At 57.3% G+C, this 20,995-nt stretch carries 17 protein-coding genes; 8 read left to right on the top strand and 9 right to left on the bottom strand.

From position 1 onward, the window contains the following. Position 1: 1 nt before the first annotated feature. Positions 2-2,014 (bottom strand): molybdopterin-dependent oxidoreductase, encoded by a 2,013-nt coding sequence (locus tag ACOCF6_RS08060; RefSeq protein WP_482459868.1) that lies wholly within the window; start codon positions 2,012-2,014, stop codon positions 2-4. Between the two features lie 119 nt (positions 2,015-2,133). Here ACOCF6_RS08060 and ACOCF6_RS08055 point away from each other — a divergent pair, with 119 nt between their 5' ends. Genes ACOCF6_RS08055 through amrA form a run of 3 tightly spaced genes read left to right on the top strand, consistent with a single transcriptional unit; the run spans position 2,134 to position 3,765 of the window. Then, complete coding sequence (locus ACOCF6_RS08055; RefSeq protein WP_482459867.1) at positions 2,134-2,694, top strand: glycine cleavage system transcriptional repressor; 561 nt, start codon at positions 2,134-2,136, stop codon at positions 2,692-2,694. Between the two features lie 3 nt (positions 2,695-2,697). Continuing rightward, the gene (gene def / locus ACOCF6_RS08050) at positions 2,698-3,204 is read left to right on the top strand and encodes a peptide deformylase (RefSeq protein ID WP_482459866.1); all 507 of its coding nucleotides are present in this window, start codon (positions 2,698-2,700) and stop codon (positions 3,202-3,204) included. Between the two features lie 12 nt (positions 3,205-3,216). Continuing rightward, the gene (gene amrA, locus ACOCF6_RS08045; protein WP_482459865.1) at positions 3,217-3,765 is read left to right on the top strand and encodes an AmmeMemoRadiSam system protein A; all 549 of its coding nucleotides are present in this window, start codon (positions 3,217-3,219) and stop codon (positions 3,763-3,765) included. Between the two features lie 80 nt (positions 3,766-3,845). On the opposite strand, the gene ppdK is transcribed toward amrA, so the two are convergent. Together ppdK and gspG are read right to left on the bottom strand one after the other, a co-directional pair. Next, the gene (gene ppdK / locus ACOCF6_RS08040; RefSeq protein ID WP_482459864.1) at positions 3,846-6,503 is read right to left on the bottom strand and encodes a pyruvate, phosphate dikinase; all 2,658 of its coding nucleotides are present in this window, start codon (positions 6,501-6,503) and stop codon (positions 3,846-3,848) included. A gap of 140 nt (positions 6,504-6,643) precedes the next feature. Beyond that, positions 6,644-7,084, bottom strand: coding sequence for a type II secretion system major pseudopilin GspG (gene gspG, locus ACOCF6_RS08035; protein ID WP_482459863.1), 441 nt, complete (start codon positions 7,082-7,084; stop codon positions 6,644-6,646). 294 nt (positions 7,085-7,378) lie between these two features. Between gspG and ACOCF6_RS08030 the strand changes: the two genes are divergently transcribed. Next, a complete protein-coding gene (locus tag ACOCF6_RS08030) occupies positions 7,379-7,642 on the top strand; it encodes a cytochrome c3 family protein (protein WP_482459862.1) in 264 nt (87 codons plus the stop codon). A 64-nt stretch (positions 7,643-7,706) separates the two neighbouring features. Here ACOCF6_RS08030 and ACOCF6_RS08025 read toward each other — a convergent pair whose 3' ends face one another. The 6 genes from ACOCF6_RS08025 to ybgF all read right to left on the bottom strand — a co-directional run bounded on the left by ACOCF6_RS08025 (position 7,707) and on the right by ybgF (position 15,254). Next, positions 7,707-8,579: an HhH-GPD family protein gene (locus ACOCF6_RS08025; RefSeq protein WP_482459861.1), complete on the bottom strand. Its 873-nt coding sequence runs from the start codon at positions 8,577-8,579 to the stop codon at positions 7,707-7,709. After that, positions 8,560-9,870: a methylenetetrahydrofolate--tRNA-(uracil(54)-C(5))-methyltransferase (FADH(2)-oxidizing) TrmFO gene (gene trmFO, locus ACOCF6_RS08020; RefSeq protein ID WP_482459860.1), complete on the bottom strand. Its 1,311-nt coding sequence runs from the start codon at positions 9,868-9,870 to the stop codon at positions 8,560-8,562. The genes ACOCF6_RS08025 and trmFO overlap by 20 nt, the downstream gene beginning before the upstream one ends. Beyond that, positions 9,867-12,191: a type I DNA topoisomerase gene (topA, locus tag ACOCF6_RS08015; protein ID WP_482459859.1), complete on the bottom strand. Its 2,325-nt coding sequence runs from the start codon at positions 12,189-12,191 to the stop codon at positions 9,867-9,869. Before topA ends, trmFO begins: the two co-directional genes overlap by 4 nt. 94 nt (positions 12,192-12,285) lie before the next feature. Further along, the gene (gene dprA, locus ACOCF6_RS08010; protein ID WP_482463298.1) at positions 12,286-13,377 is read right to left on the bottom strand and encodes a DNA-processing protein DprA; all 1,092 of its coding nucleotides are present in this window, start codon (positions 13,375-13,377) and stop codon (positions 12,286-12,288) included. Positions 13,378-13,447: 70 nt separating this feature from the next. Beyond that, the gene (locus tag ACOCF6_RS08005) at positions 13,448-14,476 is read right to left on the bottom strand and encodes a LysM peptidoglycan-binding domain-containing protein (RefSeq protein ID WP_482459858.1); all 1,029 of its coding nucleotides are present in this window, start codon (positions 14,474-14,476) and stop codon (positions 13,448-13,450) included. Positions 14,477-14,528: 52 nt separating this feature from the next. Beyond that, a complete protein-coding gene (ybgF, locus tag ACOCF6_RS08000) occupies positions 14,529-15,254 on the bottom strand; it encodes a tol-pal system protein YbgF (RefSeq protein ID WP_482459857.1) in 726 nt (241 codons plus the stop codon). Between the two features lie 180 nt (positions 15,255-15,434). Here ybgF and ACOCF6_RS07995 point away from each other — a divergent pair, with 180 nt between their 5' ends. From ACOCF6_RS07995 to dnaB, 4 genes are read left to right on the top strand one after another with little or no spacing between them, the layout of a single operon-like run. Then, positions 15,435-16,667: a peptidase U32 family protein gene (locus ACOCF6_RS07995; RefSeq protein ID WP_482459856.1), complete on the top strand. Its 1,233-nt coding sequence runs from the start codon at positions 15,435-15,437 to the stop codon at positions 16,665-16,667. Then, positions 16,664-18,391 carry a phospholipid carrier-dependent glycosyltransferase gene (locus tag ACOCF6_RS07990; protein WP_482459855.1) on the top strand — a complete coding sequence of 576 codons (1,728 nt, stop codon included), beginning with the start codon at positions 16,664-16,666 and terminating at the stop codon, positions 18,389-18,391. The genes ACOCF6_RS07995 and ACOCF6_RS07990 overlap by 4 nt, the downstream gene beginning before the upstream one ends. Positions 18,392-18,422: 31 nt before the next feature. Further along, positions 18,423-19,586 carry a DegT/DnrJ/EryC1/StrS family aminotransferase gene (locus ACOCF6_RS07985; protein ID WP_482459854.1) on the top strand — a complete coding sequence of 388 codons (1,164 nt, stop codon included), beginning with the start codon at positions 18,423-18,425 and terminating at the stop codon, positions 19,584-19,586. 9 nt (positions 19,587-19,595) lie between these two features. Beyond that, a complete protein-coding gene (gene dnaB, locus ACOCF6_RS07980; RefSeq protein WP_482459853.1) occupies positions 19,596-20,975 on the top strand; it encodes a replicative DNA helicase in 1,380 nt (459 codons plus the stop codon). Positions 20,976-20,995: the final 20 nt, after the last annotated feature.

The following is a 20,995-nucleotide window of genomic DNA, read 5'->3' as shown; positions in this document are numbered from 1 at the left end:
ACTACTTCCCCCGCACCTCCACCGTCACATCATACAAGGTACTTCCCCGCCCGCCATCCGTCAGTCGCTGGGATGTCAGGGCGTTTACCCCGCGCCCGCCGGGGATGAACTCGCTCCACCAGACCCCTTCTGTCACCACTGTCCCGACCGGAACCCGCTCCGAGACCTTCAAGGTAAAACCAACCTCACCCTGTTGATTGTATGCAAACACCTGTTGTCCTTCAATCAATCCGCGAGTCACGGCATCGGCCGGATTCATCATCAGCTGCAGGCACGTCTGGCGTGCACGCAGATCATCCTGCTCGTAGAAGCTGGAATTGAGGGCAAAGGGTGTCGTGGCCGGCTGCAGTCTGAGCGGGAAGCCATCAGCTGCGGCGTGGGTCGGGAGCGGCCGCGGCAGCGGCTCAGCCTCGCGATCATTCAGAATCTCGATCAGCTCCGAAAGGGTCTGCCAGCGCTGCTCTGGATCAACGGGCGGAGTCAGATATACCGGTTTGCCGTGGCGCAGGCGGTTGGTTGTTACCCCGTCCCGCCAAGGCGATTCAGGATGAAGGAGCTGCTCGATCAGATCATCGGCGGTTTGCCGGAAGAACGGTTCGTCCCAGCCCATGCCCCCGGCCAGCAGGCTGAATACCTCCCAATTGCTCTTTGACTCACCCACCGGGGGGATGACGGCGTCGCAGCGCTGGCTGACATAGCTGCCGTAGCTGCGGTACAGGTCGGACTGCTCCAGGGAACTGGTGGCCGGCAGCAGGATGTCGGCGTAGCGGGCCGTGTCGGTCATGAAGCGCTCGTGCACCACGGTGAACAGGTCGTCGCGTTCCAGTCCGCGGATGACGGCATTCTGGTCGGGGGCGATGCTGGCCGGGTTGGAGTGGTAGACATACAGCGAGCTCACCGGCGGATCGGTTGCATCATTCAGTGCCCGGCCCAGTTGATTCATGCTGACCAGCCGTGTGGGAGCGGACATGAAATCCTCGCGAGTCACGCTGCTTATGGGAAAGGCGGCACCCGTTGATGTACCGGGAAACACCCCTCCCCCGGGGCGCTGCCAGGCGCCGGTCAGGGCCGGCAGGCAGGTGATGCTGCGGACCGTCATGGCGCCATTGCCGTAGCGGGTCAGGCCGCTCCCCAGTCGGATGAAGGGTGCCCTGGCTGCGGCATATGTCCGCGCCAGGCGCTCGATGGTCCCGACCGTCAGGCCGCAGAGCGGGGACATCAGCTCCGGTGTGCATTGAGGCAATATGGTGTCTTTCAGTTGGTCGAATCCGAATACATTGGCCGTTATGAACTCCTGGTCAGTCAGTCGCTCCCGCACCAAGACGTGCATCATGCCCAGCGCCAGGGCGCCGTCGCCGCCCGGACTGACGATAAAGGCCTCATCGACTGCGTCACAGGTTGGAGTGTGGTAGGTGTCGATAGCCCAGACTGTAACCCCGCGCCGCCGGGCCGTCTGGGCGTCGCGCATGGCGTGGATGCTGGTGGCCGCCGCGTTGATGCCCCACAGGATGACCAGGTCGCTCTGCTCCATGTCAGCTGGATCCATGGCCGGGGTCTCGCCCATGACCGCCTTCCAGCCGGCATCCTTGGCCGGCGAACAGATGGTCCGTTCCAGCCGAGAAGTGCCCAGCCTGTGAAAAAAAGGATGGCCGCTGTTTCTTTGCACCAGCCCCATGGTACCGGCATAGGAATAGGGCAGGATCGTCTCGCTGCCATGCTGTGAAATTAACCGTTTCCAGTGAGAACAAACCTGTTCGATCGCCTCGGCCCAGCTGATCGGAGTAAATCTGCCCGAGCCCTTGGGGCCGCTCCGCAGCAGGGGTGTTGTCAGACGGCGGGGGGAGTGCACCGTGCGTTCATAGTGCAGCATCTTGGGGCAGAGCAGGCCGCGGGTGATCGGGTGCTCCGGGTCACCAGCCACGCGTATCGCGCGACCGTTCTCAACTTCAACCAGCAGACCGCAGGTGTCGGGACAGTCATAGGGGCAGACGGAGCGGAACATACCGTGGCTCATGGCGGGATTCCTTTCTGAACTGGCATACGGGCACTATACCCGAAACAAGAAAATAATTGCAGATGAAAACGAATGATGATAACCACATAGACAGAATATCCGCATTGCGGGAGGAATCCATGACGCAGCAGCCAGAAACCCTGCATTACGCCGTTTCCGTGGTCGGCAAGGATCGTACCGGCATCGTGGCCGGTATTGCCGAGGTGCTCTTCCGCCTGGGCTGCAATATAGCCGACTCCAGCTGCACCATGCTGGCGGGCGAATTTGCCATGATCCTGATCGTTTCTCACCCGCGCCCGTTCAGCAAGACACGACTGCACGACGAGTTGAAGCCAGCCTGTGAAGGCCTGGGCATGTCACTGGCGGTGCGGACCCTGCATGCCGATGAGATCACCCGTCAGGAGACCGAAGGGGAGATCTGCATGATCTCGGTGTATGGCGCCGATCAGCCCGGCATCGTCTACCGCGTCACCCGTGAGTTGGCGGCACTGGGGGTCAATATCATGGACCTCAACACCAAGCTGATCGGTACTGCCGAGGAGCCGGTCTACGTCATGATGCTGGAAGCGGCCATCCCTGAAGGACAGACCCCGGAGGGTCTTGAGACCTTGCTGGAAGATCTGAAAAAGGAGTTGAACGTGGAGATCGTTGTCCGTATCGTGACGCCGGTGGCCTTCTGACCTATGCCCAATCAACCGATCCTGCGCTATCCCCACCCGGTTCTGAAAAAGGTCTGCCATCGGGTGGAAAACATAGATGCAGCAATTCAAAACCTGGTCAACGATCTGCTGGACACCATGCATGCCGGCCCCGGCTCGGTGGGCGTAGCCGCGCCGCAGATCGGTGTCACCCTGCGGGTCTGCGTGGTGGATGTCTCGGCCAGCCGTCAGGGCAAAGACAATCACCACGGCCAGCTCTGCATGATCAATCCCGAGATAGTGGCGCGTGATGGCGCGGCAATCATGCGCGAGGGATGCATGAGTGTGCCGGATTACACCGGCGATGTGGAACGGGCCACGGCAATCACGGTCCGCTTCTCTGAACCGGACGGCAGTCAACGCGAGATAGCGGCCAGCGCTTTTGAGGCGGTTGCCATCCAGCATGAGATGGACCACCTGGACGGGATCCTGTTTCTTGATCGCATTGTGAGTATCAAAACGGGGTTGTTCAGGAGAAAAAACTATATCTGAGATGGAGTGAACGTGGCAGAGCTGCTGACAAAAAAGGAACAGAAGGAACTGCTGAAAATCGCCCGGGCGACTATTGCCGGGTACATTGCCAGCGGAAAGATCCCGGTGATCGAGCCAGCCTCTGCCGGATTGCAGGCCCTAAACGGCTGTTTCGTGACCATCAAACAGCGCGGGCAGCTGCGGGGCTGCATCGGCAATTTCATCTCGGAAAAGCCGCTGTATCAGCTGGTCCAGGAAATGGCAGTCTCTGCCGCGACCCACGACCCGCGCTTTTATCCCATGAAAGAGCCGGATCTGGCTGATTTTGACCTGGAGATTTCCGTGCTCTCCCCGCTTGAGAAGGTTGAAACCGTGGAGGAGATCGTTGTCGGCAGACATGGGCTGTTCATAGTCAAGAAAAGCTACCGGGGGGTGCTGTTGCCCCAGGTTGCGACCGAATACGGCTGGGATCGGGAGATGTTTCTGAAACATACCTGCCTCAAGGCCGGTCTTCCTGAGAATGCCTGGGAGAAGGATTGCGAAATCTACATCTTCAGCGCCCAGGTATTCGGGGAAAAATAGATCGCTCTCAACAAGTATAGGTGGAAAAAAGGGTGGACCGGGAACGGTCCACCCTTTATTCATTCTATAGAGCAGCAGAATCAGGCCAACGCGGCATGGGCTGCAGCCAGGCGGGCGATCGGCACCCTGAATGGCGAGCAGGAGACGTAGTCCAGTCCGATCTTGTGGCAGAAGATGACGGAGGCCGGGTCGCCGCCATGCTCGCCGCAGATGCCGAGTTTTATGCCGGGACGGGTGCTCCGGCCCAGCTCGCAGGCCATCTTCACCAGTTTGCCGACCCCGGTCTGATCCAGGGAGACAAAGGGATCTTCCTCCAGAATGCCGTGCTCCACGTAAAACGGCAGGAACTTGCCGGCATCGTCGCGGGAGAGGCCGAAGGTGGTCTGGGTCAGGTCGTTGGTGCCGAAAGAAAAGAATTCCGCTTCCTGGGCGATCTCGTCGGCAGTCAGTGCAGCGCGCGGCAGTTCAATCATGGTGCCGATCAGGTACTCCAGTTTGACGCCATACTGGGCGATAACCTCTTCACAGATGGCCACAGCGTTTTGTTTCAGTACCTGCAGTTCTTTGGCTGTAGCAATCAGCGGTATCATGATCTCCGGTACGATGCTGAAACCCTCGTTTTTCACCAGCTCGCAGGCCGCTTCCATGATGGCCCGCACCTGCATGTCATAGATCTCGGGGTAAGTGATGCCCAGGCGGCAGCCGCGGTGTCCGAGCATGGGGTTGAATTCGTGCAGCAGCTCGATCTTGTGCTTGACGGAGTTGACCGTGACCTTCATGGTCCTGGCCAGATCCTCGATGTCCTTCTCTTCCTGGGGCAGGAACTCGTGCAGTGGCGGGTCGAGCAGGCGGATGGTGACCGGCAGACCCTTCATTTCACGGAAGATGCCGATGAAGTCACCCTTCTGCATGGGCATGATCTTTGCGAGAGCCAGTTCCCGGCCTTCGACTTCTTCGGACAGGATCATTTCGCGAACTGCCGCGATGCGCTCGGCATCGAAGAACATATGTTCGGTACGGCACAGGCCGATCCCTTCGGCGCCGAATTCGCGGGCCACCTTGGAGTCATGGGGCGTGTCGGCATTGGTGCGGACCTTCATGGTGCGGAACGAGTCCGCCCAGGTCATCAGGGCTGCGAAATCACCGGTCAGTTTTACCGGAATTGTTGCAACCGCTCCCAATATGACCTGACCATTGGAACCATCCAGGGTGATGGTATCACCCTTCTTGACGACGACACCGTTCTTGGCGGTAAAGGTTTCGGCGGAATAATCCACTTTGATGTCGCCGCATCCGGCAACGCAGCATTTGCCCATGCCCCGCGCAACGACAGCTGCGTGGGATGTCATGCCGCCGCGAGCGGTCAGGATGCCCTGGGCTGCGTGCATGCCGTGGATGTCCTCGGGGGATGTTTCGATGCGCACCAGGATAACCTTACGTCCGATCTTAGCCTCGGATTCGGCTTCGTCGGCAGTGAAGACTACTGTTCCTGAGACCGCGCCGGGTGAAGCGGGCAGACCCTTGGCAATAATGTTCTTGGGTGCCTTGGGGTCAAGCGACGGATGCAGCAGTTGATCAAGCTGGCTGGGGGCGACACGCAGGACCGCGGTCCGCTCGTCGATCAACCCCTCCCGGACCATGTCGACAGCGGTTTTTATGGCAGCCGGCGCAGTACGCTTGCCGTTGCGGGTCTGCAGCATGTAGAGCACGCCGGTCTCGATGGTGAACTCGATGTCCTGCATGTCCTTGTAATGTTTTTCAAGAATGTCGCGAATCTTGACCAGCTGTCCGTAGCACTCCGGCATGACCTCTTCCATTGAGGGCAGTTTGCCGTCCTTGTCCTTAACCCGGTTGATCGGTTGGGGGGTGCGGATACCGGCCACGACATCTTCGCCCTGAGCATTCACCAGGAACTCGCCGTAAAAATAATTCTCACCGGTGGAAGGGTCGCGGGTGAAGGCTACGCCGGTGGCGCAATCGTTGCCCATGTTGCCGAATACCATCGACTGCACGTTGACGGCGGTACCCCATTCGGCCGGGATATTGTTCAGTCTGCGGTAGGTGATGGCGCGCTGGTTCATCCAGGAACCAAAAACAGCGCCGATGGCACCCCATAACTGTTCCTGGGGGTCTTCGGGAAACGGCTGTCCCAGCTCCTGCTTGATGGTGGCCTTGAAAACTGCTACCAAATCCTTCCAATCGGCGGCGGTCAGATCGGTATCCAGGTGGACACCCCGCTGTTCTTTCTTCTGCTCCAGCAGGTGGTCGAGAACCTCCTTTTCCATGCCCATGACCACGTCGGAATACATCTGCACAAAGCGGCGATAGGCATCGTAGGCGAAGCGTTCATCACCGCTCTGGGCGATGATGCCTTGGACGGTGGTGTCGTTGAGGCCGAGGTTGAGAACCGTATCCATCATGCCCGGCATGGAGGCCCGGGCACCGGAACGGACTGACACAAGCAGGGGATTCTGTGGGTCACCGAACTTCTTGCCCATCAACTCTTCGATCTTTTTCAGATTGGCGGCAACTTCAGCCGTTAATGATCCGGGATATTTCTGGTCATTTTTGTAAAACTCGGTACAGACCTCGGTCGTGATGGTGAAACCGGGTGGGACTGGGAGACCGATGCTGGACATTTCTGCCAGATTGGCCCCTTTACCGCCCAGCAGGTTTTTCATATCGGCCCGACCTTCTGCCTGGCCATTTCCAAAGAAATACACGAACTTCTGCGTCATTGTGCTGCCTCCTCTGTAGTAGATAACGCTTGTGCAGTTTACACTCGCTAAAAACGTTTATTCATAATAAAAATAACGGGTTACAGTGGAAGACTATAGCGCAGATTTTCAAAATAACAACAATAAAGTGGGGCTTTCCTCTATTTCGTATCCCAGTTGTTCAAGTCGGAGTTTTTGCCTTCACCCCCCTTGGCCCCGTCGGCTCCGTAGGAAAAGAGATCATAATCGCCATGCTCTCCGGGTGAAACATACAAGTAGTCGTTGCCCCAGCCATCCTTGGGAACCTGTTTTTTCTCCAGGTACCCGCCATCCTTGTAACTTTTCGGTATGACACCTACCGTTGGTTTGGTGACCAGCGCATTCAGGCCCTGCTCGGTGCTGGGGTACACGCCGTTATCCAGCTTGTAGAATTTAAGTGCTGTTTCCAGGTTGCCGATCTGTGTCCGGGTTGTCTGGATCTTGGCATCATCGGTTCGACCCATCAGCTTGGGGCCGACCAGTGCCGCCAGCATCGCAAGAATGACTATAACCACCATAATCTCGATCAGTGTAAAACCGTTTCTGTTGTTGAGTTGTTTCATTGCGCAGCATCCTCCCTACGGTTTGATTTTGTATATGCAGTGAATGTTACATGAAGGGTCAGACATGGACAAGGGATTTCAATTTACGCGGAGCTGTCCCAAAAGAAATATCCTGTACCTCAATTGAGGTGCTGTCCGGGTAGCAGAATCGATAATAAATAAAATAGTGGCTGAATATTGCCCTGTTGCAGATTTGGTTCGTTTGGCACAGGATGTGTATAATCAAACTCAAAGCTATGATGAGCTTTACTATCCTGACCTTCGGGCAGAAACCTCAAAAAAAAGGAGTACAAAATGAAAAAAACTGTTATCGCTCTGTTTGCCCTGGCCGCATTTGCCGGTACCGCCTTCGCTGGAGATGTCATCGAACTGAAGAAAGGTGTCAAGTTCAATCACAAGGCCCATCAGGAGTCCCTGAAAGACTGTACCAAGTGTCATGCTGCTGCAACTGGCGGCAAAATTGAGGGATTCGGTAAGGATTTTGCTCACAAGACCTGCAAGGGTTGCCACGCTGAAGGGAAAAAAGGTCCTACTTCCTGCAAAGAGTGCCACAAATAAGACACCGCTGATAAGTGTGTGATCAGAAGGGGTAGCGCGAAAGCGCTACCCCTTTTTGGTGCAGTTATTTAACGATGTAACCTCTGCTTGACTGATACAGAAAGCCCTCATGCGTCAGGTCGGCCAGATTCCTCTCCACATCCTCCTGCTCGGCACCCAGCTGCGCGGTTAGTTCCGCGGCCGTAATCCCCCTATTCGAAATCACTGCCTGCAGCAGGCGGCTTCTCAGCTGGCGGTTCGATCCCTCAAAGCGGGACTGTTGCAGATGATGACGACTGCGACGCCCCGGATTCGGGTAGCGCTGTTTGAGCATAACGCCGAAATCCATCATGGCATAATACCACTCGCGGGGATTGCTGTGGTCGATTGTTGCGGCCACCAGCGGCATGATCGCACTGTCACTGACGCTGTCGTGCGTGTGGAAAAAGTAATGCAGGAACACGGTACGGATATTGGTTTCTATACAGGGTTCAGCGATGCCGAAGGCAAATGCGGCAACTGCCCGGGCGGTGTAGGGGCCGATTCCGGGCAGAGATTCCAGGTCCGGGATTGCGGATGGAAAACGACCGCTGAAACGGCTCACGATCTCTTCGGCGCAGCGCTTGAGGGCAATGGCACGCCGGTTATAGCCCAATCCCTGCCAGACCCTCAACACATCCACCAGCGGGGCAGAGGCCAGGTCAAGCAAGGTTGGAAAGGCATCCAGGAACTCGTTGTACTTTATCTTAACCCGTTCCACCTGGGTTTGCTGGAGCATGATCTCTGAAATCAGGATGCGATATGGGTCATGGGTGTCACGCCATGGCATGGGGCGGGGAGTTGCCTGGTAATGGGTGTATATCAGGTGCTGGAAGGCCTTGACCGTTTCCGCGTCGATGTCACTGTTTTTTTGGTAGCAACGGGTGAGTTCGGCCGGATCAAGCTGCAAGGGCTGCACGCCATTCATTCAACGCAAGTAAGGCCCGTTCTGCCAGTCTTTGGCGCTTTTCCTTTTTTGGCACCCGCCCGGGCAGGTCAGGAAACAGACCGTAGTTGATGTTCATCGGTTGAAAATGGCGGGCATCGGCATTGGTTATATGCGCCATCAAGGCCCCCAGGGCCGTTTCGGGGGGGGGGACGGTAGGCGTCTGCCCGTAAGCAATCAGACCTGCGGCGGTAATGCCAGCCAGAAAGCCGCTGCCGGCCGATTCGACATACCCTTCCACTCCGGTGATCTGGCCGGCAAAAAACACCCGCGGGTCGGATTTGAGCTGTTGGGTCGGCAGCAGGAGTGCCGGCGAGTTAATAAAGGTATTGCGGTGCATCGAGCCGAGCCGGATGAATTCGACACCTTCCAGTCCCGGAATCATCCTGAATACTCGGCGCTGCTCCGGCCAGGTCAGTTTGGTCTGGAAGCCGACCAGGTTGTACATGGTCTTGTCACGGTTCTCGGCCCGCAGCTGGATCACGGCATGCGGCTCTGCGCCGCTACGGGGATCGGCCAGGCCGACCGGCTTCATCGGCCCAAAGCGCAGCGTCTCAACACCCCGCTCGGCCATGGTTTCCACCGGCATGCACCCCTCGAAATGGACAATCTTTTCAAAATCACGGGTTGCTACCTTCTCGGCGGCCACCAGTTCGGCCACGAAGGCCAGGTACTCGGCCTCATTCAGCGGGCAGTTGAGATAGTCGTCTCCATCCCCTTTGCCGTAGCGGGAAGCTGCAAAGACCTTGGTCATGTCGAGGGAATCAGCGGCAACAATCGGGGCAATGGCATCATAGAAATAGAGGCGGTCACCGGTCAGGCCTGCCAGAGAAGCAGCCAGGGCGTCGCTGGTCAGCGGACCGGAGGCGATGATAACGCTGCCGTCAACGGGGATCTGCCCGATCTCACCCGGTTTGAGATGAATCAGCGGATGGGAGCTGATCTTGGCTGTCACATACTCGGAAAACAGCAGCCGGTCAACGGCCAGGGCTCCGCCGGCCGGCACGCGGGTCGCTTCGGCCGCTGCCATGATCAGTGAACCGCAGCGGCGAAGTTCCTCCTTCAGCAGCCCGACGGCATTATCCAGCGAATCGCCCCGCAGGGAGTTGGAGCAGACCAGTTCGGCCAGACCGGGCAGATGGTGGGCCGGAGAGAGTTTTTCCGGTTTCATCTCGTGGAGTGTAACTTCTACGCCGCGCTCTGCGGCCTGCCAGGCCGCTTCACAGCCTGCCAGGCCGCCGCCGATAATAGTGAGTGTTTTCAAACGGTTTTCACCTTGCCGCCTTCTTTGAAATCACACCCTTCTTTGGGGCACTTGACGAAATCGCCCTCGCGCTTGAGGCTTTTCTGCACCAGCAGCGGGAAGCCGCATTTCGGGCAGGCCCGTTCAACCGGTGGATCCCAGAGAGCGAACTTGCACTGGGGATAGCGGTTACAGGAGTAGAACATCTTGCCGTAGCGGGATTTTTTCTCGGTCAGTTCACCCTCTTTGCATTCGGGACAGACTACTCCTGTCCCCCGTGGCTTGATCAGGGGCTGGATGTTTTTACAGGCCGGGTAGCCGGAACAGGCCAGGTATTTGCCGAAGCGTCCGTCCTTGATCAACATGGCAGCACCGCACTTTTCGCACTTTTCATCGGAAACAACCGGTTCGCTGGCTTCGGTGTCCTTGTCGCCAGCAACATTGCGGGTGTATTTACACCCTTCCTGGAAACCGGAGCAGGCGATGAACTTGCCGCGCTTGCCGAGTTTCACGACCAGCGGTTTACCGCATTCAGGACAGACTTCATCGGTTGCTTCGGTCGTCAGGTCAGCCTTGTTGACTTCTCCCTCTTTCTGTTTCAGAAGGGCTATAAACGGTTCCCAGAACTCCTTCAGGAGCGGTTTCCATTCCTTTTCACCGCGTGAAACCTGATCCAGCTCTTCTTCCAGTCCGGCGGTAAAGTTGTAATCGACATATTTCTGGAAATGGGCTGTCAGCAAATCGCTGACTACCATGCCCACGTCTTCAGGGAAGAAGCGCTTCTTGTCGAGACGGGCATATTTGCGCTCCACCAGCGTATTCATGATCGAGGCGAAGGTTGAGGGGCGGCCGATGCCGTACTCCTCCAGTGTTTTTACCAGAGTCGCCTCGGTATAGCGGGGCGGTGGCTGGGTGAAATGCTGCTCGTGCAGGATCTCGTGCATCTTCAGCGCGGCGCCCTCAGTCATGGCGGGCAGCAGACCCTCTTTTTCCTCATCCTGGTCATCCACTCCTTCGATATACAGTTTCATGAAACCGGGAAAACGGATGACGGTGCCGGCGGCACGCAGTCCGCAGCGTTTGGCGCCGGCAAACGGTCCCGAGGCCGGTGCAGCGGCCAGCTCGGCGCTGATGTCAACGGAGGTCTGGTCCAGCAGGGCTTCGGACATCTGGCAGGCCACAGTACGTTTCCAAATCAGTTCGTAGAGTTTGTGCAGGTCCGGGGTCAGATACTTCTTCATCTCGGTCGGTGTCTTGGCAATATAGGTCGGCCGGACGGCCTCATGGGCCTCCTGGGCGTTCTTGGTCTTGGTCTTGAAAATACGCGGCTTGGCCAGGGCGTATTCGGGTCCGTAGGCCGCCGAGATGACATCGTGGGCCTCGGTCAGCGCCTGGGCCGAAAGATTGACGCTGTCGGTACGCATATAGGTGATCAGACCGACTGTGCCCTCTTCGCCGATATCAATGCCTTCATACAGCTTCTGGGCGGTGGACATGGTCTTTTTGGCAGAGAAACCCAGTTTTCGTGAGGCCTCCTGCTGCAGGGTCGAGGTGGTGAACGGTGGGGAGGGGTTGCGCTTCTTCTCAGTCTTGGTGATCTTGGCTACCTGGTAGCTGCCCGATTGGAGGGCTGTTTTCAGGCCGGCGGCAATCTCTTCGCCGGGGATGTCGAACTTGCCCAGCCGTTTGCCGCCCACATCCACCAATCCGGCCTTGAACTCCTGTCCGGGGGCCACACCCAGTCGGGCGACGATGGTCCAGTACTCCTGCTCGATAAAGGCCTGGATCTCCTTCTCACGTTCACACACCAAACGCAGCGCCACTGACTGGACGCGACCGGCCGACAGGCCGTAGCGAATCTTTTTCCAGAGAAACGGCGACAGGTTGAAGCCGACCAGATAGTCCAGAATCGAACGGGCCTGCTGGGCGTCCACCAGATCAAGTGCAATATCGCGGGGATTTTGTACGGCGTGCAGAATAGCGTCTTTGGTGATCTCGTGAAACTCAACCCGCTGAATTTTTATGCCGGGGTTTTTCTTGTCCAGGCCGAGTGCCGCCAGCAGATGCCAGGAGATCGCTTCCCCTTCGCGGTCGGGGTCAGTTGCGAGCAGCAGTTGATCTGCCCCCTTGAGCGCTGCTTTGATTGCATCGAGATGCTTTTTGCTTTCCGGGAGTACATGGTATTTGGGTTCAAAGCCCTTATCGATGTCAACGGAGCCTTGCTTGCTTGGCAGGGCGCGTACGTGACCGAACGAAGCCAGGACTTTATAGTCCGGGCCCAGGAACTTTTCTATGGTTTTCCCCTTGGCGGGGGATTCGACGATTACAAGGTTTTTCGACATAAGTAAAAGAGTCCTTATTAGTAAGTTAGAAAGTATTTTCTGTGGTTTTTAACAGAAAATATTTTCGTTAACGCACGTATCCGGTTTATCCGGGTCAAGTAATTGCGTAATGGGTGCCCGGCAGAGGCGTGATGGCACCCTTGAGTTCAAGGTGGAGTAACATAGAGGAAACCTCGCCGGCTGTCAATTCAGTTTGGCTGATGATGTCGTCGATGTGCAGCGGCGAACGGGCCAGAAGTTCGTATATGACGGCCTCTTTGGGTGTCAGGGCGAAGGTGCGCGCCGGCTTCTGGAACAAAGGGGTTTCAGCAGTCCTGTCAGCGAATCCCGGGAGTTCTTCAAGGAGATCCTCAACACAATCAACCAGTTTAGCCCCCTGTTTGATCAGTCGATTGCTGCCGCGACTGGTGGCAAATGAAATATTCCCCGGAACGGCAAAAACGTCACGACCATGCTCCAGGGCATATTGGGCAGTGATCAGCGAGCCGCTTTTCTCGGCGGCCTCAACAACCAGCACACCGCTGCAGAGCCCGCTGATGATCCGGTTGCGGCGCGGAAAATTTTCGGCCAAAGGCAGGGTTCCCAGCGGGAATTCAGATACCAGACAGCCCTTGTCGGCCATTTCATCAAAAAGAGCGCGGTTTTCCGGCGGATAGATTTTGTCCACTCCGCAACCCAGCACGCCGATGCTTCTGCCCCCGGCCTGCAGAGCCCCCTTGTGGGCGGCCGTGTCGACTCCCCGCGCCATACCCGATACAATACACACACCATGGCCGGCAAGCTCCCCGGCCAGTTTCCCGGTTGTCATCAAGCCGTAGGGTGTTGCCCGCCGCGAACCGACAATGGCAATGGCAGGTTCATGGGAGTGCAGTTCTCCCCTGATGTACAGAAAGGGGGGCGGATCGGGAATTTCAAACAGGGATTTGGGGTAGTCCGGCGAGACATAGGTCACCAGATGCACAGCAGCTGATTCAAGCCTGCGGCACTGCTCCTCCGCAATGCGGCACCATTCGCTGTTATTGATGGCATCGATTACCGCAGGAGTAATGCCCCTGATGCCGGCCAGCGCTCCTGAAGGTGCTTTCAGGGCCGCTTCGGGTGTGTCAAAGCGCTCCAGCAGACGTCGAAAGGCGACATTTCCGATGCCGGTGACAGCTTTGAGACCTATCCAGTAATAATTGTCCATTGCGACACCCATGTGGTCTCGACAAAAAAAGACCGGCAACTTGCCGGTCTTTTTTACTAGTATCTTTATACTACTTTGTCTGGCTTATCAGGCGGTCGCCTTTGTAGATTGCATCAATGCTTTTGACAACGATCGCGGTAGCGGTTGTTTTGCCTGTTTCCAGGATGACCAGAGCTCCGAGAAGTTCCTGCGGTAGCTTTTCAGTATAACCCGACAAAGAGCTGCCGTCGATAGTCACATCGCGAACGATATACAGCATGTTGCCTGGCTCTGCGCCGTGCCTGCTCCCCAGATCGATGTAGACGATGTCTCCGGAGGCAATAATGCCGATGCCGCTGTAGCTGTCGACGATATAACCCTTCAGGTCGCGGGAGGTCATCTTGAGGGGAATCTCCCTCAGCTTGTTGTCGCGGGCGGGCAAAAGATAGGAACCGGATGTTATTTCCTGGTTTGTCCTGGTAATGATGGCGCGCGACGTACTTTTTTCAAGATCGGTCAATTGTATTGTTCCCAGGGGGGTTATCTTGGTGCCCAGGATTTCGTTAGTGACCGGATGGCTGACATTTCCGTCCCGGCGATACACGGAGAATTTCTCGCCCCCCTTGACACCGCGCTCCTTGCCGATGTTGGTGTAGACGATGTCATCGTCACCGGCAATCTCGCGGTTGTTGTTGAGACCGATAATCGTCCCGGTCGGCGTGGTGCCGGTTTCCAGGATAAAGCCTTCGCTGCCCCGCACGGCATAGGTCCGTTCCTTGACAACCTCAGCCAGGGTATCGGTTGTTGCGACCGCAGCAGCAGGTGCGGTAACCGTTTTCTTTTGTATGCCCGTTTCTTCTTTTGGCTCAAATTCCAGCCGGTCAGGGAAGACGCGTACTTTCTGGCCCGGATAAATCACATGCGGATTGGTGATCTGGCTGTTTTTTGACCACATGTTCGGCCAATAGTTTGGATCCTTGATAAAGCGGTCCGACAGGCCCCAGAGCGTATCACCCTGCTTGATGACATAAATGGTAGGCTCTTCCTGGTCAGCAGCAACGGCCAGGCAGGGCACCAGCAAGGTTAACGCCAGCAGCAGTATCGTTAGTCTGAATTTCATAGGCACCTCAGTGTTTCACTCATGAGATAGTCGCAGGATCTGTCTGCAGACTTCAGTTCGCAGTAAGTCGTTCGCGGGCTTTTACAGCAGCCGGACTGCTGGGGTATGATTTGATCAGGCTCTCAAAGATGGCATTGGCCTTGTCTTTTTCTTTCATTGCAGCCAGGGTATAGCCCAGTTTAAGTAGGGCATCGGGCGCCTTGGAACTGTTCGGATAGTTTCCGGCTACCTTGAAGAAGATTTCCTTCGACTTGGGCAGGTCGGAAAGGCTGTAGTGGCATTCACCTATCCAGTATAGCGCATTGGCGGCGTAATCGCTCTGGGGGTTGTTTTTCAGAAAAGTTTCGAAGGCAGTGATTGCGCTGGCGAAGTTGTTGGCGCTGTAAAGCCCGAAGGCCTTGACATACTCTGCCGGTGGGCCGGTATCTTTACTCTTCGGAGTGGTCTCCTGGTTGATGACCTCGATTTTTGGTATCGCGGTCTGTTGGGCCAGGAGAGCGAGACGGGCTTTCAGCTCGTCCTGAGCGCTGCGCAGTCCCCTGATGGTTTCCTGGAGCTGGGTGATCTGGGAGGCGGTGGCCTTGGCCTGGTCATCCCGGGTCTGGATCTGGCTGGACAACTCATTCATGCGCGCTTCGGCCTTTTTGCCCGATTGAATCAGGTGTTCAACCTTGGCTTCCGACTCGGATTGTCGCTTGAGCATCAGATCGTTGGCGGCGCAGCCGGTCAGCGCAAAACAGAACACAACGCTTGTAATCCATCTGCAGCCGGATACCATAATTCCCCCATTTGATAGATGTTTTTCATAATTAAAGCGATAAACCGCGCTTTGTCAAGTGAAAGCTGTCTTTTCGTCAACATACTTAGGCTGCTCTGTCAGGTTTCAGTTTAATTGACCGGTATAATGTGCTAGCATTCCCCACCCCGGTATATTACTAAACCACATCGGAATCCATCTGTGCACAAGCCCGAACTGCTGGCCCCGGCCGGCAATATGGAAAAATTGAAAATCGCCCTGCATTACGGCGCCGATGCGGTCTATCTGGGAGGGCACGCCTTTGGACTGCGCAACAAGGCCGATAACTTCTCACTGCAGGAGATGTCGTCGGCACTGGATCTCTGTCATAGCCGGGGGGTGAAAGCCTATCTGACGGTCAACAGCTACCCGCGTAACGAGATGATGGGTGCTCTGGACGAGTATCTGAGAAGTGTTGCGGCCCTGCCGTTTGACGCCTATATCGTGGCCGATCCGGGGGTGATCGAGCTGGTGAGGGAGATCTCGCCGGAGCGTGAACTGCATCTCTCCACCCAGGCCAACACCATCAACCTGCATAGTGCCCGTTTCTGGCAGCGCCAGGGTATCCGCCGCATCAACATGGCCCGCGAGATGACCCTGGAGAACATCCGCGAGACCGTCGCAGCCGTCCCCGGCATGGAGTTCGAGGCCTTTGTGCATGGTGCACTCTGCATCTCATATTCCGGGCGCTGCCTGATCTCCAGCATGCTGACCGGGCGGGATGCCAACCAGGGGGAATGCACCCATCCCTGTCGCTGGAGTTACCACCTGGTGGAGGAGTCCCGTCCCGGCGAATATTTCCCGGTGATGGAGGATGAAACCGGGACCTTTATATTCAACTCGCGCGATCTCTGCCTGCTGGAGCAGATCCCGGCGCTGGTGGAAAGCGGCGTCGCCTCGCTGAAGATCGAGGGTCGCATGAAGGGCATCAACTATGTGGCTTCGGTGCTGCGCATCTACCGCCAGGCGCTGGATGAATATGCTGTTGACCCGGCCGGCTGGCGCTGTCGGCCTGAATGGCTGGAGGAGCTGGCCAAGATGAGTCATCGCGGCTATACCACCGGCTTTCTGTTCGGCGAGCCGCGTTCGGTCGGCCAGGAATACGACTCGGCCTACATTCGCAGCCACGAGTTTGTTGGCCTGGTAGAAGAGCGCTGTGCGGACGGTTCAACCGTGATCGAGGCCCGCAACCGTATCCGGGTTGGTGACAGGTTGGAGTTTATCGGTACCGGCATTCGAACAGATACCCTGATTGTTGAACGTCTGGATCTGCTGGCTGCATCCGGAAAAACCGAGCAGGTTGAATCGATCAATCCCAACCAGCGCCTGCTGATGAAACTGCCCTTTGCCGCAGAGTCGCTCGATCTCATCCGACGCGAGAAGGCCGGACTATGAGAGACCTCAAGCCGTATGCCCGCAGCGGAGCGGGTGGCTGGCTGCGCGACCTGCTGATACTGGCGGTAGTTCTTGGAATTCCCTTCTTTCTGTACCTGGGGGCGCTGCCCCTGATCGATCCGGATGAAGGGCGCTATGCCGAGATCCCCCGCGAGATGCTGGAGCGGGGCGACCTGATCACCCCTACACTGAATTACGTCAAGTATTTTGAAAAACCGCCCTTGTTGTACTGGATCAACGCCGCCTCGCTAAAGGTCTTCGGACAGAATGAATTTGCCGCCCGTTTTCCCTCGGCCCTGTGCGGGTTGCTGACCGTGCTGGCGACCTATATCATTGCCCGCCATCTCTACGGTCGCCGCTGCGCATTGATCTCGGCTCTGATTCTGGGGACGTCGGCCGGTTTCGTTCTGCAGTCGCGCATCATTCTGACCGACATGCTGCTGACCTTCTGTCTGACAGCAGCCCTGGGTGCCTTTATCGTGGCGGCCCAGCGCGAGGGGCGCAGGTCGCGGGCACTGCCCTGGTATCTGTTCTATCTGTTCTGCGCCCTGGCGACCCTGGCCAAGGGTCTGATCGGCATGGTTTTTCCCGCCGGCATCATCTTTTTCTATCTCCTGCTGAGCAGGCGCTGGAAGCTGCTGTCCGAGATGCGTCTGACAACCGGTCTGCTGCTGTTCCTGGCGGTTGCGGCCCCCTGGTTCGTGGCGGTCTCGTTGCGCAACCCCGAATTTGCCTATTTTTTCTTTATCCGCGAACATTTCCAGCGTTTCACCAGCACGGTGCACGGCCGTTACCAGCCCTTCTGGTTCTTTGTGCCGGTACTGCTCGGCACGATGCTGCCCTGGGCCTTCTTTATCCCCGGTGCGCTTGTCAGGGCCTGGCGCGACCGGCATCATGAAGATGGCCGGGCTGGAATCTATCTGCTGATCTGGGCGCTGCTCATTTTCCTGTTCTTCTCGAAATCCAGCTCCAAGCTGATCCCCTACATCCTGCCGGTTTTCCCGCCGCTGGCACTCTTGATCGGCCATCGCATCGATCAGGTACTGGATGGCCGCGGTCGCTCCCTGAAGGCCGCTGCGCTCATGCTGGGGATTACCCTGACCGTTCTGGGGGCTGCGGCACTGGGATATGCCAGTCTGCCCCAGATTGTGTCGATTCTGTCCGGGGTGGTGCCGGCCTGGTCCGGGGCACTGGCCCAGTTTGTCCGCCACTCGCCACCGATTTCACTCGTTGCCTGTCTGACGCTGGGTGGCCTGTTTCTGCTGCAGGGTTTCGGTGCGCTGGCGTCTGCCGGCCGCAATCCGGTCCGGATGCTGGTTGTGCTCTGTCTCGGGTCGTTTCTGCTTGAAATTGTTGTTCCGAAGCTGATCATGCCACAGATAGCCAGCGCTGAATCACCGCGCGAGCTGTCACTGAAGGCCGCTTCCCTGGCCGGTCCTGACACCCGCATCGTTACCTTTGGCCCCATGCAGGCGGTCTCGTGGTACACCGGGCGGCGTGTGCTGGTTACGGGCAAGATCGATGAACTGGAATTCGGCAGCCAACAGGGGGATCAGTCGGCCTGGTTTCCGGACCAAAAAGCGCTTGTCACGATGTGGGGCGGTGAAAAGCATGTCCTGGTGCTGCTCAAGACAGGTGAGTTTGAAAGCCTTCGGCCCTTGCTGAAACCCGAACCTGTCATCAAAGGCGACGCGGGGCGACGCCTTCTGATCAGCAACCGCTGATACACACTTTACCAAGGAGTATCTGAATCCCATGCGTTCAACCTTTCTCCCTTTTTCCACCCCCACCATCGAGGATGCCGAGATCAACGAGGTCGTCGATTCGCTCCGTTCCGGCTGGATCACCACCGGTCCCAAGGTCAAACGTTTTGAAGAGGCCTTCAAGGCCTATGTCGGCGCCCCCTTTGCCATACCGCTGACCTCCGCCACCGCCGGACTGCACCTGACCCTGCTGGCCCTGAAGATCAAGGAGGGGGATGAGATTATCACCACCCCCATGACCTTTGCCTCCACGGTCAGCATGATCATCCTCTGCGGCGGCACGCCGGTGCTGGTGGATATCGAACCGGGGACGCTCAATATCGATGTGAACCTGATCAGGGCCAAGATCACCCCGCGCACCCGGGCGATCATTCCGGTGCATTTTGCCGGTCAATCCTGCGATATGGATCCGCTCTTTGCCCTGGCCCGGGAGTTCGGCCTGACAATCATCGAGGATGCTGCCCACGCCGCCGGCACCGAGTACAAAGGCCAGCGCATCGGCTCCCTGGATTCGATCTCGATCTTCTCCTTCCATCCCAACAAGAATATCACCACCGGCGAAGGGGGCATGGTCTGTACCGCCGATGAGAACCTGGCCGAAGAGATTTCGCTGATGAAGTTCCACGGCATGAGCCGCGAGGCCTGGAAGCGATTTGCCGCCAGCGGCACCCCCAACTACGACATCCTCATGCCCGGTTTCAAATACAACATGATGGACATCCAGGCCGCCATCGGCATCCACCAGCTGCCCAAGCTGGACCGTTTCATCGATCTGCGCCGGGAGATTGCCGAATTCTACAACCGGGCGTTTTCCGATGTCCCGGAACTGGCCCTGCCGCACTATGCCCCCTACGTTCAGCGCCATGCCTGGCACCTCTACACCCCGCTGGTCAGGATCGAACAGCTGTCCATTGACCGCGACCGCTTCATGGAGGAGCTGAAGCAGCACAACATCGGTAGCGGCCTGCACTACAAGGCCATCCACCACCATGCCTGGTACCGTGAACACATGCCCATGGCCGATCAGGATCTGCCGGTCGCCAGTTATGCCTCTGAGCGGATCCTGTCCCTGCCGCTCTTTCCGAAAATGACCATGGACGATGCCCGGGATGTGGTGACGGCGGTCAAGGCCGTTATCGCAGTACACAGGAGTTAACCAAAGACTATGAGTAACGAAGACCTAAGAAAACTACCCCCCCAGAGCCTGGAAGCGGAAATGTCCATCCTGGGCGGTATCCTGATCGATAACGACGCCATCAACCGTGTGCTGGAAATGCTCACGCCGGACGATTTCTACCGTGAGAGCCACCGCAAGATATTTCAGGCCATGATGAAGCTGTCCGACCAGCGCGAGCCGTGCGATTTCATCACCATGACCGACATGCTCAAGAAGGCCGGTGAGCTGGAAGAGATCGGCGGTGCGGCCTATCTGGCAACCCTGGTGGATTACGTCCCGACAGCGGCCAATATCGCCTACTACTGCAAGATGGTGAAGGAAAAGTCAACCAATCGCAAGCTGATCAGCGTGGCCACCGAGATTGTCAGCCGCGGCTATGAGGAACAGGCCGATGTGGAGGAGTTGCTGGACAAGGCCCAGAAAGAGATCTACGAGATCTCGGAGAACAAATCGCGGCCCCAGTATGTGCCGGTACAGTCGGTCCTCAAAGAGGCCATGAATATCCTCAAGAGTCTGTATGATCAGAAGGAACATGTCACCGGCGTTCCCACCGGCTATGTGGACCTGGACCACAAGATGGCCGGTTTTCAGCCCGGCAACCTGATCATCATCGCCGCGCGTCCCTCCATGGGCAAGACCACCCTGGCGCTGAACATCGCCGAGTATGCCAGTGCCAATCCGCATAACAAAAAGAAAACCCCTTCGGTGATCTTTTCGCTGGAGATGGGCAAGGAAGAGCTGGTGATGCGTTTTCTGGCCTCCATTGCCCGGGTGGATTTCGGCAGGATGCGTACTGGACATTTCCATGATTCGGATTGGCCGCGGCTGGCCCAGGCCGCCGGTATCATTCATGATGCCAAGATCTTCATCGATGACTCGCCCTCCATCAGCGTCTTGGAGCTGCGTTCCAAGGCGCGCCGTCTGAAGAGTGAGCACGATATCGGCTTGATTATCGTCGACTATCTGCAGCTGATGAAGGGGAGCAATAATCCGGAATCGCGCCAACAGGAGATTTCGGAGATTTCCCGCTCACTCAAGGGGCTGGCCAAGGAGCTGAATGTGCCGGTGGTGGCGCTGTCACAGCTCAACCGCGAACTGGAAAAACGGGCAGACAAGCGCCCGATGATGAGCGATTTGCGTGAGTCGGGTGCCATCGAGCAGGATGCCGACGTGATCATGTTCGTGTACCGCGAGACTGTCTACTGCGAGGAGTGCCGCAAACCGGACACCACCTGCAGCAAGGGGCACGAGCGCAATGCCGAGATCATCATCGGCAAGCAGCGCAACGGCGCACTGGGCACCATCGAGCTGACCTTTATCGGCGAGCATACCCGTTTCGAAAACCGCAGTGATCGTAGCGATGCATAACCCAGCCAGCACCTGAAGGC

The organism is Geobacter psychrophilus (assembly GCF_056821595.1).
Note: the sequence above shows the minus strand (reverse complement) of the source record. Positions and strands in the feature narration are given on the sequence as shown.

What these genes read in the sequence shown, in the direction of transcription:
- ACOCF6_RS08060 (WP_482459868.1), bottom strand. Translation starts at nt 2,014, where the DNA reads ATGAGCCACGGTATGTTCCGCTCCGTCTGCCCCTATGACTGTCCCGAC.
- ACOCF6_RS08055 (WP_482459867.1), top strand. Translation starts at nt 2,134, where the DNA reads ATGACGCAGCAGCCAGAAACCCTGCATTACGCCGTTTCCGTGGTCGGC.
- def (WP_482459866.1), top strand. Translation starts at nt 2,698, where the DNA reads ATGCCCAATCAACCGATCCTGCGCTATCCCCACCCGGTTCTGAAAAAG.
- ppdK (WP_482459864.1), bottom strand. Translation starts at nt 6,503, where the DNA reads ATGACGCAGAAGTTCGTGTATTTCTTTGGAAATGGCCAGGCAGAAGGT.
- gspG (WP_482459863.1), bottom strand. Translation starts at nt 7,084, where the DNA reads ATGAAACAACTCAACAACAGAAACGGTTTTACACTGATCGAGATTATG.
- ACOCF6_RS08030 (WP_482459862.1), top strand. Translation starts at nt 7,379, where the DNA reads ATGAAAAAAACTGTTATCGCTCTGTTTGCCCTGGCCGCATTTGCCGGT.
- topA (WP_482459859.1), bottom strand. Translation starts at nt 12,191, where the DNA reads ATGTCGAAAAACCTTGTAATCGTCGAATCCCCCGCCAAGGGGAAAACC.
- dprA (WP_482463298.1), bottom strand. Translation starts at nt 13,377, where the DNA reads ATGGACAATTATTACTGGATAGGTCTCAAAGCTGTCACCGGCATCGGA.
- ACOCF6_RS08005 (WP_482459858.1), bottom strand. Translation starts at nt 14,476, where the DNA reads ATGAAATTCAGACTAACGATACTGCTGCTGGCGTTAACCTTGCTGGTG.
- ybgF (WP_482459857.1), bottom strand. Translation starts at nt 15,254, where the DNA reads ATGGTATCCGGCTGCAGATGGATTACAAGCGTTGTGTTCTGTTTTGCG.
- ACOCF6_RS07990 (WP_482459855.1), top strand. Translation starts at nt 16,664, where the DNA reads ATGAGAGACCTCAAGCCGTATGCCCGCAGCGGAGCGGGTGGCTGGCTG.
- ACOCF6_RS07985 (WP_482459854.1), top strand. Translation starts at nt 18,423, where the DNA reads ATGCGTTCAACCTTTCTCCCTTTTTCCACCCCCACCATCGAGGATGCC.
- dnaB (WP_482459853.1), top strand. Translation starts at nt 19,596, where the DNA reads ATGAGTAACGAAGACCTAAGAAAACTACCCCCCCAGAGCCTGGAAGCG.